This window comes from Micromonospora sp. FIMYZ51 (assembly GCF_038246755.1).
Lineage (GTDB): Bacteria > Actinomycetota > Actinomycetes > Mycobacteriales > Micromonosporaceae > Micromonospora.
The window spans coordinates 6,674,145-6,689,855 of record NZ_CP134706.1 but is presented as its reverse complement, the minus strand read 5'-3'; the positions used below and the strand labels follow the sequence as shown (position 1 = coordinate 6,689,855).

Below are 15,711 nucleotides of genomic sequence, written 5' to 3'. Positions count from 1 at the left end.
GCACATGCCGCACGGCAGATTGGAAGGCATGTCCGAACGAGCCTCCGCGGTCCGGCTGGGAACGGCCGCCGGTCGGGGCACCCTCGCTGCCGCCGTACTCGCATCCGGCATGGTGTTCCTGGATACCACCGTGGTCAACGTGGCGCTGCCCCGGCTCGGTGCCGACCTCGGCGCGTCCGTGGCGGGCCTACAGTGGACGGTCAACGGCTACCTGCTCACGCTCGCGGCGTTCGTGCTGCTCGGCGGGGCGCTCGGCGACCGGTTCGGTCGGCGGCGGATCTTCCTGATCGGAGTGGTCTGGTTCACGGTCGCCTCGGTGCTCTGCGGGCTGGCCCTGCGTACCGACTGGTTGGTGGCGGCACGCTTCCTCCAGGGTGCCGGCGGGGCCCTGCTCACCCCGGGCTCGCTGTCGCTGCTGCAATCCACCTTCCATCCCGATGACCGGGCGAAGGCGATCGGCGCCTGGTCGGGCCTCTCCGGCGTTTCCACCGCGCTCGGCCCGTTCATCGGCGGCTGGCTGATCGACGCGCTCTCCTGGCGCTGGATCTTCTTCCTGAACGTCCCGTTGGCCGGGCTGGTGCTGCTGGCCACCGTCCGCTGGGTGCCGGAGAGCCGGGACGAGACCGTCTCCCGTACCCGGGAAGCGGGCCGAGGAGCGCGCCGCTTCGACGTGGCCGGTGCGTTGCTGGGTGCGCTCGCCCTGGCCGGTGTCACGTACGCCCTGGTCGACGCCCCCGGCCGGGGCCTGCACTCGCTGCCGGTGGTGCTGGCGGCCGTGGTCGCGGTGCTCGCCGCAGTGGTGTTCGTGTTCGTGGAACGGCGCCGTGGCGAGACCGCGATGCTGCCCACCGGGCTCTTCGGTAGCCGGTTGTTCTCGGTGCTGAACGTCTTCACCGTGTTGGTCTACGCCGCACTCAGCGGGTTCACCTTCTTCTTCGCCGTCTATCTCCAGAACGTGGTCGGCTGGTCGGCCTTCCGCACCGGGCTGGCCCTGCTGCCGATGACCGTGCTGCTGCTGGTCGGCTCGCCCGGTGCCGGTGCACTCTCGGCGAAGATCGGGCCACGGCTGCTGCTGACCGTCGGGCCGGTACTGGCCGCCGCCGGTCTGCTGATGCTGCGCGGGGTCGGGCCGGGCGCGTCGTACTGGTCGGTGTTGCCCGGCGTGGCGATCTTCGGAGCCGGGCTGACCATGGTGGTGGCGCCGCTGACCGCCTCCGTGCTGGCCGCCGTCGCCGACCGCTTCGCCGGGGTGGCGAGCGGTTTCAACAACGCCGCCTCCCGGGTCGGTGGCCTGCTGGCGGTGGCCGCGCTGCCGCTGTTGGTCGGGCTCTCCGGCACCGGGTACGAGCAACGCGCGGAACTGACCACCGCGTACCGGGGTGCCCTGCTCTGGTGCGCCGGGCTGCTGCTGGTGGGGGCGGCGACCGCTGCCTTGCTCGTGCACCGTCCCGCCCGTCGGTCACCACAAAAACGTAGCGGGGCCCCCGTTCAACAGTCGGACTGTTAAAAGGGGGCCCCTGCTATACACGAGGCGTTAAGAAGGGGCCCTTCCTTAACCCGCGGCGCGGTTCACGGCGCTGGTTACCGCCTTGATGGAGGCGGTGACGATGTTGGCGTCCATGCCGACGCCCCAGACGGTACGGTCACCGACCTGGCACTCGACGTACGCGGCGGCCTGGGCGTCGCCGCCGGAGGAGAGCGCGTGCTCGTGGTAGTCGAGCACGCGTACGGCCACCCCGGTCGCGGCCAGCGCGTTGACGTAGGCGTCGATGGGACCGTTGCCGATGGCGGTGACGGTGTGCTGCTGACCGGAGACGCCGACCCGTGCGGTGATCTCCACCTTGCCGTCGGCGGTGCCGATCGTGTAGTCGGCCAGGGTGACCCTCGGGTCGCTCTGGTGGTCGAGCAGGTAGTGGCGGGCGAAGATCTGCCACATGGCGGCCGGGTCGACCTCGCCGCCGTCGTGGTCGGTGACCTGCTGCACCACCCCGGAGAACTCGATCTGGAGCCGGCGCGGCAGGTCGAGCTGGTGCTCGGTCTTCATGATGTACGCGACGCCGCCCTTGCCCGACTGCGAGTTGACCCGGATCACCGCCTCGTAGCTGCGGCCCAGGTCCTTCGGGTCGATCGGCAGGTAGGGCACGGCCCAGGTGAACTCGTCGACAGGTACGCCGGCCGCCGCCGCGTCGGCGGCGAGCGCGGTGAAGCCCTTGTTGATGGCGTCCTGGTGGGAGCCGGAGAAGGCGGTGTAGACCAGGTCACCGGCGTACGGGTGACGCTCGTGCACGGGCAGCTGGTTGCAGTACTCCACGGCCCGCTTGATCTCGTCGATGTCGGAGAAGTCGATCATCGGGTCGATGCCCTGGGAGAAGAGGTTCAGGCCCAGCGTGACCAGGTCGACGTTGCCGGTGCGTTCGCCGTTGCCGAACAGGCAGCCCTCGATCCGGTCGGCGCCGGCCAGCAGCCCCAGCTCGGCGGCGGCCACCCCGGTGCCCCGGTCGTTGTGCGGGTGCAGGCTGAGCACCAGGCTGTCCCGGCGGGGCAGGTGCCGGTGCATCCACTCGATCGAGTCGGCGTACACGTTCGGCATGGCCATCTCGACGGTGGCCGGCAGGTTGATGATCAGCTTGCGGTCCGGTGTCGGGTCGATCACCTCGATGACCTTCGTGCAGACCTCAAGCGCGTACTCCAGCTCCGTGCCGGTGTAGGACTCGGGCGAGTACTCGTAAAGGATCTCGGTGTCCGGGGTGTGGATCTCGGCGTACTTCTGGCAGAGCCGGGCCCCGCTGGTGGCGATGTCGGTGATGCCGTCGCGGTCCAGCCCGAACACCACCCGGCGCTGTAGCGTCGAGGTGGAGTTGTAGAAGTGCACGATCGCCCGACGCGCCCCGCGCAGCGCGGAGAAGGTCCGGTCGATCAAATGTTCCCGACACTGGGTCAGCACCTGGATGGTGACGTCCTCGGGGATCAGATCCTGCTCGATCAGCTGCCGGACGAAGTCGAAGTCGGTCTGGCTGGCCGACGGGAAACCGACCTCGATCTCCTTGTAGCCCATCTGGACCAGGAGCTGGAACATCCGCCGCTTGCGCTCCGGCGACATCGGGTCGATCAGCGCCTGGTTGCCGTCGCGCAGGTCGACCGCGCACCAGCGCGGCGCAGCCGTCACGTGGCGGGTGGGCCAGGTGCGGTCCGGCAGGTCGATCCGGAACTGCTGCTGGTACGGCTGGTACCGGCGGAAGGGCATCCGGCTGGGACGCTGCCGGGCGATGGAATCGGACGCAACGTCGGTGGTGCCGGCTGGGTGGGCCATGGCGGAGTTCTCCTGGGTCATGTGACGTCAGCAGTGGATGTCGGCAGCGGATGCCGAGCGGAAGGATCCGGGACTGTGCTGGCGGCGCGGTTCAACTCCGCGACGAGGTGCCGGCCGTCAGGCCCCGTCGCGGCGACCAAGGAGAAGGTACGCCTGCCACATGACAGAGTGACACTACGTGATGGGACGGGTTCTGGGAAGCCGGGTCCGGACTTTGAGACGGAATTCGCGCCCTTCGGTCACTGCCCCGCGTCCGCGCAGCTCAGCATGAGTTCGGCAAGGGGGCGTCGGTGGCGTAACGCGGTCTCGTCGGCCACCAGGTCGGCCGGAAGGCTCAGTGGATCGCCCAGTTGCCCGACCGCGACCACCACGTACGGTCGCAACTCGGGGGGCAGGTCGAGGTCGGCGGTCAGGCCGGCGTGGTCGATGTCGGTCAGTTGGCGTACGTGCAGTCCGAGTGCGGTGGCCTGCACGGTCAGGTGAGCCACCGCCTGGCCCAGGTCGTACGCCGCGAACGGGTGGCCGGTCCGGGCGTACGCGGCGAGCAGCAGCATGCTGGCGCGGCCGGCCCAGCGTTGGTCGGCGGGGAGCAGGTTGACCAGGATCCGTTTGAAGGTGTCGTCGTCGCGATGCCCGAGGGCGAACCGCCAGGGCTGCCGGTTGTCGATCGAGGGCGCCCACCGGGCGGCCTCCAGCAGCGTCGCCGCTTCGGTCCGGCTCAACTCGGCGCCCGGGTCGAAGGACCGCGGGCTCCAGCGGAAGGCAAGCAGCGGGGTGAGGTCCGTCATGGGTAAACAGTCCCGTATGGGCGATTTGACCGGCCCGGCGGGGTGGCCGGGTGTGGGCAACGACACCCGTAACGCAACACGTGGTCAGGGCGTTCCGGTGCTCGGCTCCGGGCCGCCGGGCTGGCCGTCCGTCGGTGCCCGTGCGTCGCCGGGAGCTCCCGGGTCGGCGGGGGCGCCCGAGTCCCACGGGTCCACCGGCGGTGCCGTCATGCCGAGCGGTTCCCCGTCGGTCACCGGCCCGGCCAACTGCACCGTGGCCGGGGCGGCTTCGGGCGGTGCGGCCAACGTCAGCGTGCCGAAGGCGGCGCGTACCGCAGTCGGGGTCCCGTCGGCGTCGAAGCAGTAGATCCCGACGTCCAGCGGCGGGTTGATGGAGGCCGCAGTGGTCTCCACCGAGTAGCAGGAGCCGGTCGCCCCGGGCGGTGCCATGGCCGGCGAGACGGAGAGCGGGGCGCGGCGGTCGGTCAGCACGTCCAACCAGTCGGTGAACGGATGCTGCACCCGGGGATCGAGCCGGCGCGGCAGGGTGTCGTCCCGGTCGCCGAGGCGTACGCAACTCGCCGGCTGCGGCCGGTCCACCGAGGGCAACGCACACTGGAACAGTCCGTCGGCCGTCGCGGCGAGCGAGATGTCCGCCGTGCCGCCGAGTGCGCCGCCCGGTATGTCCACCCGCCAACTGTCATCGTTGGCGCTGGTCACCGTGATCAGGCGGGCGGTGGCCTGGTCGACCTGCCAGGTGTAGCGGGCGACCAGGTGCCGATCCTGGGCGGCGGCGGCGAGCGCGGCCAACTCGTCGCGGGCCGCCTCCAGCCCCGCCGGCCGGGGCGCGGTGCTCGGTGGCGGCGCCGGGTCGGCGGGCGGGTCGGCGGAGCAGCCGGCGAAGAACACGGGCAGCGCGAGCACGAACGCTACGGACAGGGCGTGCGCGAGCCGAGTGGGCAGCACCCGGTCGTGCGGGACCCGGGTGGGCACCTCGCCGGCGAGGGCGAGCGGGGCGGGGCAGTGCCGGGCGGGACGGTGGTCGGACACCCGGTCATTCTCGGCGTTGCGGACCGCTTCCGGACACCCCTCGCCGGACGCCGACGTTTCCGGCGTGTCGCGGGCCACCTTCGGCCGCCGGGCGGGCCGGATCGTGGGATCACCTGACCCGGCGGTCAGACCGGCCCGATACCCTGAGGTCGTCCGACCCGCGCCGCCGGCCCCGGTGCCGGCGGCGTCGGCACGCTCAAGCCTGAGTGCCGACGGTGTCGGCACGCTCAGGGCAACCGGGAGGGAGTGCGCCGTCGTGGCACTCGTGGTGCAGAAGTACGGCGGATCCTCCGTCGCCAACGCGGAGCGGATCAAGCGGGTGGCCGAACGGATCGTCGCGGCCCGCAAAGCCGGCGACGACGTGGTCGTCGTGGTTTCCGCGATGGGCGACACCACTGATGAGCTGCTCGACCTGGCCAATCAGGTGAGTCCGCTGCCGCCCGGCCGGGAACTGGACATGCTGCTCACCGCCGGGGAGCGGATCTCCATGGCACTGCTCGCCATGGCGATTCACAACCTGGGCTACGAGGCCCGGTCCTTCACCGGCTCGCAGGCGGGTGTGATCACCACCTCGGTGCACGGCAGGGCGCGGATCATCGACGTCACCCCGGGGCGGCTCAAGGGGGCGCTGGATGAGGGTGCCGTGGTGATCGTGGCCGGGTTCCAGGGTGTCTCGCAGGACACCAAGGACGTCACCACGCTCGGCCGGGGCGGATCTGACACCACCGCCGTGGCGTTGGCCGCCGCGCTCCAGGCGGACGTCTGCGAGATCTACACCGACGTGGACGGCGTTTTCACCGCCGACCCGCGCATCGTGCCAAACGCCCGGCACATCAAGAAGATCACCTACGAGGAGATGCTGGAACTGGCCGCCTGCGGCGCGAAGGTGCTGCACCTGCGCAGCGTGGAATACGCGCGCCGGGCAGGGCTGCCGATCCACGTCCGTTCGTCATACTCGACAAACACCGGCACCATGGTCACCGGATCGATGGAGGAGCTTCCTGTGGAGCAGGCACTGATCACCGGAGTGGCCCACGACCGCAGCGAGGCCAAGATCACGATCGTCGGGGTGCCCGACGAGCCGGGCGCTGCGGCACGGATCTTCGACACCGTCGCGGACGCCGAGATCAACATCGACATGATCGTGCAGAACGTCTCCACCGAGGGCACCGGACGCACGGACATCTCCTTCACCCTGCCGAAGACCGACGGCCCCACCGCGATGAGTGCGCTCAGCAAGATCCAGGAAGTGGTCAACTTCAAGGGCCTGCTCTACGACGACCACGTCGGTAAGGTCTCGCTGATCGGTGCCGGGATGCGGTCGCATCCGGGAGTGGCCGCTGGTTTCTTCGCGGCGCTGGGCCAGGCCGGGGTGAACATCGAAATGATCTCCACCTCGGAGATCCGGGTCTCCGTGGTCTGCCGGGACTCCGACCTCGACGCGGCGGTCCGCGCCATCCACGAGGCGTTCGACCTTGGCGGTGACACCGAAGCCGTGGTGTACGCGGGAACGGGGCGGTAGCGTCCGTGGCCAGGCTGCCCACCCTGGCCGTGGTCGGGGCGACGGGAGCCGTCGGGGCGGTGATGTGCGAGCTGCTCACCGGGCGCCGCAACGTCTGGGGCGAGATTCGCCTGCTGGCCTCCGAGCGGTCGGTCGGGCGGAAGGTGCGGTGCCGGGGCGAGGAGTTGACCGTCCAGGCGCTTACCGAGGAGGCGCTCGACGGGGTGGACGTCGCGATGTTCGACGTACCGGACGAGGTCGCCGCGCGTTGGGCGCCGGTCGCGGTACGCCGGGGCGCGGTCGTGGTGGACAACTCCGGCGCCTTCCGGATGGACCGGGACGTGCCGCTGGTGGTGCCGGAGATCAATCCCGAGCAGGTGGGTGACCGGCCACGGGGCATCGTCGCCAGCGCGAACTGCACCACCCTCGCGATGATCATTGCGGTTGCTCCGCTGCACTACGAGTACGGCCTGCGTGAGCTGGTACTCGCCTCGTACCAGGCGGTTTCCGGCGCGGGGCAGGCCGGCGCGGACACCCTGCACAACCAGCTGACAAAGGTGGCCGGCGACCGGATGCTCGGTTCGCGTACCGGCGACGTGCGGCAGGCGGTCGGTGACGACCTCGGCCCGTTCCCCGCCCCGCTGGCGCTCAACGTGGTGCCGTGGGCCGGCGCGCTGACCGACGGCGGCTGGTCGTCGGAGGAGATGAAGCTGCGCGACGAGTCGCGCAAGATCCTCGGGATGCCCGACCTCAAGGTCTCCGCCACCTGCGTACGGGTGCCGGTGTTGACCGGCCACTCGGTCGCGGTGCACGCGGTCTTCGCCACCGAGATCGACGTCGACGGAGCCCGCGAGGTGCTCCGCAACGCTCCCGGGGTGATCGTGGTCGACGATCCGGCGGCCGGGGAGTTCCCGATGCCCATCGACGCGGTCGGCACGGATCCCTCCTGGGTCGGCCGGATTCGCCGCGCCCTCGACGACCCGCGTGCGCTTGACTTCTTCGTCACCGGCGACAACCTGCGCAAGGGCGCAGCCCTCAACGCCGCCCAGATCGCCGAACTGCTCGCCAAGGACCTCAGCTAGGCGGCGGAGAGGTGGACGCCGTCGCGACCCTGGCGCTTGACCGCGTAAAGGGCCTGGTCGGCGCGGCGTAGGGTCAGCTCGGGAGACTCTCCGGGGCGGGGGAGGGCGACGCCGACGCTTATCGTCCGGCCGATCCGGCGGGCCGCCTCGGTGAGCCGCTCGGCGACCCGGACGGCCTCCTCGGGCCGGCTCACCTCGATCACCGCGACGAACTCGTCGCCGCCGATCCGGTACAACTCGTCACCCTGGCGCAGCGCGCCCTCCAGGGCCCGGGCCAGACCGATAAGCACCAGGTCACCCGCCTGGTGGCCGTACGTGTCGTTGACGCTCTTGAAGCCGTCCACGTCGATCGCCAGCAGCGCGGTGCGGCCGGGGGTCGCATGGGCGATCCGTTGCCCGAACGGGCCGGTGTGCCGCAACCCGGTGAGCGGATCGGAGCTGGCCTGTTCGCGCAGCCGGTCCAGGGTGCGCAGCCGGTCCAGGCAACTCCACGCCTGACCGGCGAGCAACTCCATCAGGTTGACCGTGGCCGGATCCGGCCGCCGCAGCTGTTCGTCGGCGACCAGCAGCACCGCGCCACCGTCGGCCGGACCGACCGGGACCGCCACCAGCGTGCGTACGCCGGCCCGGACCAGCGGCTCGTGTTCGACGGTGGGCGGGTGACCGACCTCACCGAGGGTGTAGCCGGCACCGTACCGATGGACCCGCTCGACGATGCGGCGCAGCGCCGACGGCCCCGCCTCGGTCAGCTCGGCGCGGATCCGGGCCTCCAACTCGCCGGGTGCCACCGGCGGGGTGGCCAGCCGCGGACCGCTGCGACCGCAGAGCACCAGGACGGCTGCGGCGAGGGTGGACACGTCCCGGGCCGCCCGGATCGCGGCGGAGAGCAGCTCCCGTTCGGTGCTGGCGGCGGTCATCGCCGTCGCGTGCCGCAGCAGCTTCTCGCTGCGGCTCTCGGTCGGGCCGCCGAGGGCCACGATCCGGGCGCCGAGCCGGGCGGCGACCCGCTCGGCCACCGCCCGCCACCACGCAAGGTCGGCGGGGGTGATCCATTGCAGGTCGAGTACGCCGACCGGGCGGCCCGCCGGGTCCAGCACCGGTACGCACACCTCGGCGATGACGTCGGGGCGTACCGGGATGTGGTCGGGGTCGGCGGTGACGTCCGCCACGACGGCCGACTTGCCCCCGGTGTGCACCCGGCCGACGATCCCGGCGTCCGGCGCCACCGTGGCGAAGACCTGCCAGGACCCGGTGGCGGCGACACACCGGAGCCGATCGTTTACGTGCAGCAGGACGGCGATGGTGGCGGGGGTGAACTGGGCGAGGGCGTCGACCGTCGTCTGGCACGCCTCGGCGACGGTCGCCGCCAGGGGCAGGCGGGCCGTGCTGTCACGGATGACTCGCTGATGATCCACTCGCACGTCGTTCCAGGTCGGGGGTGGTCCCGGCCGGTGCCGGGGTCGCTGATCAAGCGTACTCAGCGGCAGGTTCGGCGACCTTCGTACACATGTGCTATCCACAGCTTGTGGATGCCGCCCGGCCGGTTGCCGGTCTAGCGTGGAGATCCCTGGTCGAGTGGAGGCCCGATGCTCATCGCCCACCTCAGCGATCCGCACCTGACCACCGGCGTGCTCGGTGCCGAGCCGGCCGCCGGGCTGCACCACGCGCTCGGCCGGGTGCTCGCGCTCAACCCCCGGCCGGACTGCGTGGTGATCACCGGGGACCTGGCCGACCACGGCCGACCCGACGAGTACGCCGTGCTGCGCGAGGTGCTCGGCCGCTTCCCGCTGCCGGTGCACCTGGTCACCGGCAACCATGACGACCGGGAGTCACTGCTTGACGCCTTCGGCGGCACACCGTGGCTCGGTGCCGGCTTCTCCGCGTACTACCAGGTCGGGTACGCCGGGGCGACGGTTGTGGTGCTCGACTCGCTGGTGCCCGGCACGGACGCCGGGCGGCTCGGCGACGAGCAACTCGACTGGCTCGATCGGGTACTCGCCACCCGGCCCGAGGTGCCGGCGCTGGTCTGCCTGCACCACCCGCCGGTCGAGGTAGGCATACCGGGCATGGACGCGATCCGGCTCGCCGACGGTGACGCGCTCGCCGAGGTGATCCGCCGGCATCCCCACGTGGTACGCGTGGCCGCCGGGCACCTGCACCGGCCGGTGACGGCCGCCTTCGCCGGTACGGTCCTGACCGTGGCACCGAGCACCTGGCGGCAGGTCGCCCTGACCATGAACGACGAGCAGGTCGACTTCCTCGCCGAGCCGACCGCGCTGTTGCTGCACCGGGTGACCGGAAACGGCTGCGTCACGCACACCGTTCAGGTGAGCCACACCGCAGGCCCGACGTGCGGCTTCTGACCCGACCCGCTCGGTCACAATGGTGGGCGAAGGCGTGATCGAGGAGCGACCTTCGGCCAGTCGACCCGGACCAGGGTCGATCCGAGGCATCCGGACCGGTCGCTGGATCGGGGCCGGCCGGACGCTGTTCTCCGGCCGGGTGGCCGTAATCGGCGGCGTGCACCGCGTACGTGTTCACGTTTCCGATCCATGTCGTTAACCTCGCTCCGTCACGCGTCGGCGTGACGGGGACGCGCCGGAATCACGGCGCCTTCAGTGGGGGTAACAGGCATGACGAGAAGACTCATCGGGATCGTGGCTGCGTTCACCCTGGCGGTGGGCGGTTCGCTGGCGGTGGCCGCTCCGGCGCAGGCCGCCACCCCGGCCATCGAGATCACGAAGGTCTACTACGACTCGCCGGGCGCGGACAACCGCTCGAAGGCCAGCCTCAACGCCGAGTACGTGAAGCTGACCAACCGGCGTGCACGCACCATCAATCTGAAGAACTGGACGCTGCGCGACAAGGCCAACCACGTCTACACGTTCACCGGGAACTTCAAGCTCGCCAAGGGCAAGAGCGTGGTCATCCGTACCGGCAAGGGGACCAACACCACCCGCACCCGCTACTGGGGCTCGGGCAACTACATCTGGAACAACACCGGCGACACCGCCTACCTGCGCAACGCCAGCGGCAAGCTGATCGACAAGTGCTCCTGGAAGAAGAAGGGCAAGGGCTACACCACCTGCTGACGGTGTAAGGAGGGTGCAAGGAAGGGGCCCTTGTTAACGGATTTTGCATAGGAAGGGCCCCCTCTTAACGAGGGGGCCCGCCTTTCGCGTCCGCCCTAGGCTGGCGCCATGCGACGACCACGGCTCAGGACAGTGCTGATCGGCCTGGGGGTCCTCGTCTGGCTCGTGGCCGGCATCGGCCTCTGGTCCGGCTGGCCGGACAAGACGGTGTCAGCAGTCATGATCGGTGCCGGCTTCCTGCTGTACGGCCCAGGCATCGTCAGCGCGTGGCGCGAGCGGCGGTCGAAGCCACCGGAGCCGGCAGAACGGGTGCTGCGGCACTACCCCAGCTGGTGGTGACCGCAGCGGCCCAGCAGCTGCTGGTGACCGCACTGGCCCAGCAGTTGGTGACCGCACCGGCCCAGCTGGTGGTGAGCGCCCGGTTTCAGCCCTCGATCGGCGGGCGGTCGCTGTTGAGGTGGAAGGCGCGCTCCTCGGCCTCCTGGCGGGCCGCGATGAAGTCGCGCTGCCAGTCCTGAGCGCCGTCCGGGATGCGCGCGACCACGTGCTCGTTGTGTATCCGGCCGTCCGCGTCGGTCAGGGCGACCGCGACGACGGTGTGCCCGCGCCCCGGTATGGCGTAGTGGCGTACCGCCCAGCGGGCGGCCGTCTGAAGGGCATGGCGGCGGCGTCGGGCGCCGGCCGCCAGGACCATGGAGACCAGCAGGACGGCGGCCAGCACGACGATGAAGACGGCCAGAACCGCGATGATCCGCACCCGCCCCAGGCTACCGGGCATCGGGCCACCGCGCACCGTGCGGAGCCGTCGATGGGCAGCCCAGAACGCATTCAGGGCCGAGCGGTCGGCGAGCACTCCGGCGACCGGGCCGTCTCGGTCACCGCTCACACCAGCCCGAGGCTCAGCGCCAGCTCCGCGATCATCGCCGGAGCCTTCGGATCCCGGGCAACCTCCGCCAACACCTCCCGGCCCACCGGCCGGCGACGAATCTCGTACGGTGCCAGCCGCTCCGCATTGAGCAGCATCCGCGCCGCGTTCGCCGGATCCCCGGCCTGAAGAAACGCACGAGCGGCATCGATTAGGTACGCGGCCCGATGCTCGACCGGCAGCACCCCCCACCCGCCCCGGCGGATCGCCTGCCGGTGCCGGGCAACCGCCACCGACCCGTCACCCAACTCGACCGCAGCGGTGACCCGAGCCAGCTCCACAGCCGTCGGCCCGAACCCCGTCCGATGCAGGTCGAACCCGTCCCCCACCCGCACCGCCATCTCAGCCGCCTCGTCCAACAACTCGCCGCTGGCACGCTCCTCACCACACCGCGCCGCCACCAACCCCGCCTGCACCACCAACGCCCCACACAACGACACCGCCCCCACCACAGCAGCATCACAACCCGAAGGACCGATCCGGTACGCGGCAGCCAGCAACACCGACCGCACCCGCGCCGAACCCCGCAACACCTGCCCAAGCTGCACCGCCGCGCGCCTGCAAAGATCCCGAGAGGGATGAATATGCGGGCGTGCTGTAGTCGGGACGCTACGGAAAGCGCATAGGCTAGTTGGAGCGCTTACGCACCACTACTGCGCGGTCAGGCTCATCCGCTCGCACAGCCCTCGCAACTCCGGCGACGCCGTCCCCTTACGCAGCAACGACCGGGCCGCCTCCCGCGCCGACACCGACGAGCGGGCATGCTGCGGGCCGACCCGCTCCGCAGTAAGCAGCATCCGTACGGCATCACGGTCCCGGCCGACCGCCTCGGCGGCCCGGCCCATGTCGAGCCAGAAGTACACCTGCCGCACCGCCGGCAGCCCCGCCAACTCGATACCTGCTGCCGCTCTTATGGCCGCCTCCGGACGGCCCGTGTCGAGCAGGAACGCCATCAGCCACAGCGCCACGTTCCGTGGCCCCCAGGCGAGATCCCAACTCTCGGTCTCCCCGGTGTGCGCCGCAATCCGCCCAGCCTCGGCAAGATGCTCCTCCGCAGCGGCCTCGTCACGCAGCCCGCCGAGGTGAAGCGCCCGCGCCAGGTGCAGGAACCCGAGCACGTCCAACGCCCCATCCGCCCCGCTACCCGCAAGATCAGCAGCCGCGACGTCACACAGCGCCCGCGCCGGACCGTACGCCCCCGAATAGGCCGCCACCCGCGCCCGATCCCGCAGCCGCGACCCCGACCGCCACCGGATCATCCAGCAACCCGGCCGCCTCGGCACACCGCTCCGCTGCCAGCCATGCGTGCGCCGGAAAGCTCACATTCAGCAGCGACCCCATCGCCACGCCATACACCGGCACCATCTCCGTCAGCGCCACCCGCCGATCAGCCAGACTGTGCATCGCTGGCACCAGATCGGTGAGCCGCCGCAGAGCACCCGCGTAATCGCACCGCCCATAAAGGTCACGCACGAGCGCCGCCTCACGGCGCACCTGCTCCGCGGTCGCCGCCGCATCGGACCGCTTCGTCATCGGCGTGTCCATCATGACCCGCCACACCCGCTCCGCATCGACGCGAGCCGCATCAAGCTGCCGATCAGCCGGCGTATACGCCTGCCCGGTCAGATCCGCCACCGAACACTCAAGAGCCGCCGCCAGATCCACCACCATGTACCGGTCGGTGCGCTGCTGACCACGCTCGATCCGCGACCACGAAGTATGGGAGATTCCCGCCCGACTCGCCACGTACCGCACACTCCAACCGCGCAATTCCCGACGAGCACGAATACGATCACCAATCGACGGATCAGCAGGTATAGGCCGACGAGGCATCAGCGGCACTCCCAGGTCAAATGAGATCCCCGCCGACCACCCCGGCAGGCTGCCACTTCGGACGGTACACGTCTTCGCACCGGTAACAGCCTGACGCGCTTGATCGTCTGTGTGGCTGTCAGGGGTTCAAGCAGAAAGTATTGCGTCTTACGCTGCCTCGGCAGCCAAATAAGAAGCAATAGCGCGCGGCATTTCAACTGGCCTATTGGCATCGTGAGATCGTGCGGCCCAGCCTCGCACCGTTGACCTGCGCCACCTACGAGACGCTCCTCCGGTTGTACGTGATCCCCGGCCTCGGCGGGAAGCGGCTCGACCGGCTCCAGGTACGCGACGTGCAGACCTGGATCAACGAGGTGGCCCGCACCTGCCAGTGCTGCGCCCAGGGCAAGGACGGTCGACCGTGCCGAGCACCGTCCCGCCCGCGTCGACCTCCTCGGAGGTGCCGGTCGCGATGGAGATCTACTCGCAGGCGTCCTCGGACGCCACCCGCGACGCGCTCAGGCGCCTGGCGAAGAGCCTGCGGTAACGGCCGGTGCTGAGGAAGCACTAGAGGGCACACCCGGATAGGGTGTGCCCTCTTACCTGGTCGGGGTGGCCGGATTCGAACCGACGACCTCTTCGTCCCGAACGAAGCGCGCTACCAAGCTGCGCCACACCCCGAGGCGTGCCGACAAATAGTAGCCCACCCGTCCCGATGGTCAAACTCGGTACCCCCGACGCCAGGCGAGCCGGTTCAGCGGGGGATCAGGGTGAGCAGGCTGGCCTCCGGGGGGCAGGCGAAGCGGATAGGGGCGGTCGGGTGGGTGCCGAGGCCGGCGGAGACGTGCAGCCAGGAGTCCGAGCCGGGCCAGCGGTGCAGACCCTTCGCCATCGACCTGGGCAGGCCGCAGTTGGTCACCAGCGCGCCGAACCCGGGTACGCAGACCTGGCCGCCGTGGGTGTGGCCGGCGAGCAGCAACCCGAAGCCGTCGGCGGACATCTCGTCGAGCAGCGCCGGCTCGGGCGAGTGGGTCAGGGCGATGGAGAGGTCCGCCGTGGTGTCGACCGGGCCGGCCACCGAGGGGTAGTCGTCCCGTTCGACGTGCGGGTCGTCGACCCCGGCCATGTCGATTGTCCGGCCGCCCGCCTTCACCAGGCTGCGCCGGTTGTTCAGGTCCGTCCAGCCGGCCCCGGTGAGCACGTCGCGCAGGTCCTCGTAGGGCAGCTCGACGCCCTCGTGGTACTCGCGGTCGGGCAGGAAGTAGGTGAACGGGTTCTTCCAGACCGGCCCGGTGTAGTCGTTCGAGCCGAAGACGAAGGCGCCCGGGTAGTCGAGCAGGGGTTGCAGCGCGCGGAGCACGCCCGGCACCGCCCCCGGGTGGGCCATGTTGTCCCCGGTCACCACGACCAGGTCGGGGTCGAGGGCAGCCAGCGACGCCACCCACTGCTGCTTGCGTACCTGATTGGGGGTCATGTGCAGGTCGGAGAGGTGGAGCACGCGCAGCGGCTCGGTGCCGGTGGGCAGCACCGGGACATCGAAGCGCCGGAGGGTGAACATGTTGCGCTCGACGAGTGCCGCGTACGCCAGCGCGGCGGCGCCCGTCGCGACGGTCGCGGTCGCGAGCCGGAATAGTGTGCGCTTTCCCATGCCGATCAGGGTAGTTTGACCGTCCATGAGCACGCTGAAGGACCGTCTCACCGCCGACATGCGCGCCGCCCTGAAGGCCCGCGACGAGCTGACCACCTCCACGCTGCGGATGGCCCTGGCCGCCGTGGGGAACGCGGAGGTGTCCGGCAAGGCCAAGCGGGCGCTCAGCGACGACGAGGTGTTGGTCGTGCTGACCAAGGAGGCCAAGAAGCGCCGGGAGGCGGCGACCGCCTTCGCCGACGCGGGCCGTGCCGAGCAGGCCGCCAAGGAGACCGCCGAGGGTGAGGTGCTGGAGCGCTACCTACCGAAGCAGCTCTCCGACGCCGAGCTGACCGAGCTGGTCGCGGGGGCGCTCGCCGAGGGCGGGTTCACCGGCAAGACGCAGATGGGCCCGGCGATGAAGGCGGCCCAGGCCGCGGTGGCCGGCCGGGCCGAGGGGGGCCGGGTCGCCTCGGAGGTACGCCGACAGCTCGGCCTCTGACGTGAACCGGTTCTGACCTGTCGACAACGAACGGGCGGGCACC

At 70.6% G+C, this 15,711-nt stretch carries 15 protein-coding genes, 1 tRNA gene and 2 pseudogenes; 9 read left to right on the top strand and 9 right to left on the bottom strand.

The genetic code is table 11. The features are described 5' to 3' along the window. The first annotated feature begins 28 nt into the window (after nucleotides 1–28). Nucleotides 29–1,507, top strand: coding sequence for an MFS transporter (locus tag QQG74_RS30115; protein WP_341718006.1), 1,479 nt, complete (start codon nucleotides 29–31; stop codon nucleotides 1,505–1,507). Nucleotides 1,508–1,552: 45 nt separating this feature from the next. On the opposite strand, the gene leuA is transcribed toward QQG74_RS30115, so the two are convergent. The 3 genes from leuA to QQG74_RS30100 all read right to left on the bottom strand — a co-directional run bounded on the left by leuA (nucleotide 1,553) and on the right by QQG74_RS30100 (nucleotide 5,127). Continuing rightward, nucleotides 1,553–3,331: a 2-isopropylmalate synthase gene (gene leuA, locus QQG74_RS30110; RefSeq protein ID WP_341718005.1), complete on the bottom strand. Its 1,779-nt coding sequence runs from the start codon at nucleotides 3,329–3,331 to the stop codon at nucleotides 1,553–1,555. A 218-nt stretch (nucleotides 3,332–3,549) separates the two neighbouring features. Next, nucleotides 3,550–4,098 (bottom strand): nitroreductase family protein, encoded by a 549-nt coding sequence (locus QQG74_RS30105; RefSeq protein WP_341718004.1) that lies wholly within the window; start codon nucleotides 4,096–4,098, stop codon nucleotides 3,550–3,552. A gap of 84 nt (nucleotides 4,099–4,182) precedes the next feature. Next, the gene (locus QQG74_RS30100) at nucleotides 4,183–5,127 is read right to left on the bottom strand and encodes a hypothetical protein (protein WP_341718003.1); all 945 of its coding nucleotides are present in this window, start codon (nucleotides 5,125–5,127) and stop codon (nucleotides 4,183–4,185) included. A 256-nt stretch (nucleotides 5,128–5,383) separates the two neighbouring features. On the opposite strand from QQG74_RS30100, the gene QQG74_RS30095 reads away from it, so the two are divergent. Further along, a complete protein-coding gene (locus QQG74_RS30095; protein ID WP_341718002.1) occupies nucleotides 5,384–6,649 on the top strand; it encodes an aspartate kinase in 1,266 nt (421 codons plus the stop codon). Between the two features lie 5 nt (nucleotides 6,650–6,654). Continuing rightward, on the top strand, nucleotides 6,655–7,710 hold the full coding sequence (locus QQG74_RS30090; protein WP_341718001.1) for an aspartate-semialdehyde dehydrogenase: 1,056 nt from the start codon (nucleotides 6,655–6,657) through the stop codon (nucleotides 7,708–7,710). On the opposite strand, the gene QQG74_RS30085 is transcribed toward QQG74_RS30090, so the two are convergent. Then, on the bottom strand, nucleotides 7,707–9,125 hold the full coding sequence (locus QQG74_RS30085) for a sensor domain-containing diguanylate cyclase (RefSeq protein ID WP_341718000.1): 1,419 nt from the start codon (nucleotides 9,123–9,125) through the stop codon (nucleotides 7,707–7,709). The two genes, QQG74_RS30090 and QQG74_RS30085, sit on opposite strands and share 4 nt — an antisense overlap. Nucleotides 9,126–9,296: 171 nt before the next feature. Between QQG74_RS30085 and QQG74_RS30080 the strand changes: the two genes are divergently transcribed. The 3 genes from QQG74_RS30080 (at nucleotide 9,297) to QQG74_RS30070 (ending at nucleotide 11,141) form a co-directional block, all read left to right on the top strand. Beyond that, complete coding sequence (locus QQG74_RS30080) at nucleotides 9,297–10,073, top strand: phosphodiesterase (protein ID WP_341717999.1); 777 nt, start codon at nucleotides 9,297–9,299, stop codon at nucleotides 10,071–10,073. 270 nt (nucleotides 10,074–10,343) lie between these two features. Then, the gene (locus QQG74_RS30075) at nucleotides 10,344–10,802 is read left to right on the top strand and encodes a lamin tail domain-containing protein (RefSeq protein ID WP_341717998.1); all 459 of its coding nucleotides are present in this window, start codon (nucleotides 10,344–10,346) and stop codon (nucleotides 10,800–10,802) included. 108 nt (nucleotides 10,803–10,910) lie between these two features. Further along, a complete protein-coding gene (locus QQG74_RS30070) occupies nucleotides 10,911–11,141 on the top strand; it encodes a hypothetical protein (protein ID WP_341717997.1) in 231 nt (76 codons plus the stop codon). An 85-nt stretch (nucleotides 11,142–11,226) separates the two neighbouring features. Here QQG74_RS30070 and QQG74_RS30065 read toward each other — a convergent pair whose 3' ends face one another. The 3 genes and pseudogenes from QQG74_RS30065 to QQG74_RS30055 all read right to left on the bottom strand — a co-directional run bounded on the left by QQG74_RS30065 (nucleotide 11,227) and on the right by QQG74_RS30055 (nucleotide 13,527). After that, nucleotides 11,227–11,688 (bottom strand): hypothetical protein, encoded by a 462-nt coding sequence (locus tag QQG74_RS30065; RefSeq protein ID WP_341717996.1) that lies wholly within the window; start codon nucleotides 11,686–11,688, stop codon nucleotides 11,227–11,229. Next, nucleotides 11,685–12,260 (bottom strand): hypothetical protein, encoded by a 576-nt coding sequence (locus QQG74_RS30060; protein WP_341717995.1) that lies wholly within the window; start codon nucleotides 12,258–12,260, stop codon nucleotides 11,685–11,687. The genes QQG74_RS30065 and QQG74_RS30060 overlap by 4 nt, the downstream gene beginning before the upstream one ends. Before the next feature lie 117 nt (nucleotides 12,261–12,377). Continuing rightward, nucleotides 12,378–13,527, bottom strand: a pseudogene (locus QQG74_RS30055) (helix-turn-helix transcriptional regulator). Nucleotides 13,528–13,757: 230 nt separating this feature from the next. Here QQG74_RS30055 and QQG74_RS30050 point away from each other — a divergent pair. Both QQG74_RS30050 and QQG74_RS30045 read left to right on the top strand, forming a co-directional pair. Beyond that, nucleotides 13,758–13,952, top strand: a pseudogene (locus QQG74_RS30050) (site-specific integrase); the annotation flags it as partial. Between the two features lie 8 nt (nucleotides 13,953–13,960). After that, nucleotides 13,961–14,086, top strand: a complete 126-nt coding sequence (locus QQG74_RS30045; protein WP_341717994.1) for a hypothetical protein — start codon at nucleotides 13,961–13,963, stop codon at nucleotides 14,084–14,086. 57 nt (nucleotides 14,087–14,143) lie between these two features. On the opposite strand, the gene QQG74_RS30040 is transcribed toward QQG74_RS30045, so the two are convergent. Together QQG74_RS30040 and QQG74_RS30035 are read right to left on the bottom strand one after the other, a co-directional pair. After that, nucleotides 14,144–14,220: transfer RNA gene (locus QQG74_RS30040), tRNA-Pro, on the bottom strand. A gap of 73 nt (nucleotides 14,221–14,293) precedes the next feature. Further along, on the bottom strand, nucleotides 14,294–15,187 hold the full coding sequence (locus tag QQG74_RS30035) for a metallophosphoesterase (RefSeq protein WP_341717993.1): 894 nt from the start codon (nucleotides 15,185–15,187) through the stop codon (nucleotides 14,294–14,296). Nucleotides 15,188–15,212: 25 nt separating this feature from the next. Between QQG74_RS30035 and QQG74_RS30030 the strand changes: the two genes are divergently transcribed. Continuing rightward, the gene (locus tag QQG74_RS30030) at nucleotides 15,213–15,668 is read left to right on the top strand and encodes a GatB/YqeY domain-containing protein (protein WP_341717992.1); all 456 of its coding nucleotides are present in this window, start codon (nucleotides 15,213–15,215) and stop codon (nucleotides 15,666–15,668) included. Nucleotides 15,669–15,711 lie beyond the last annotated feature (43 nt).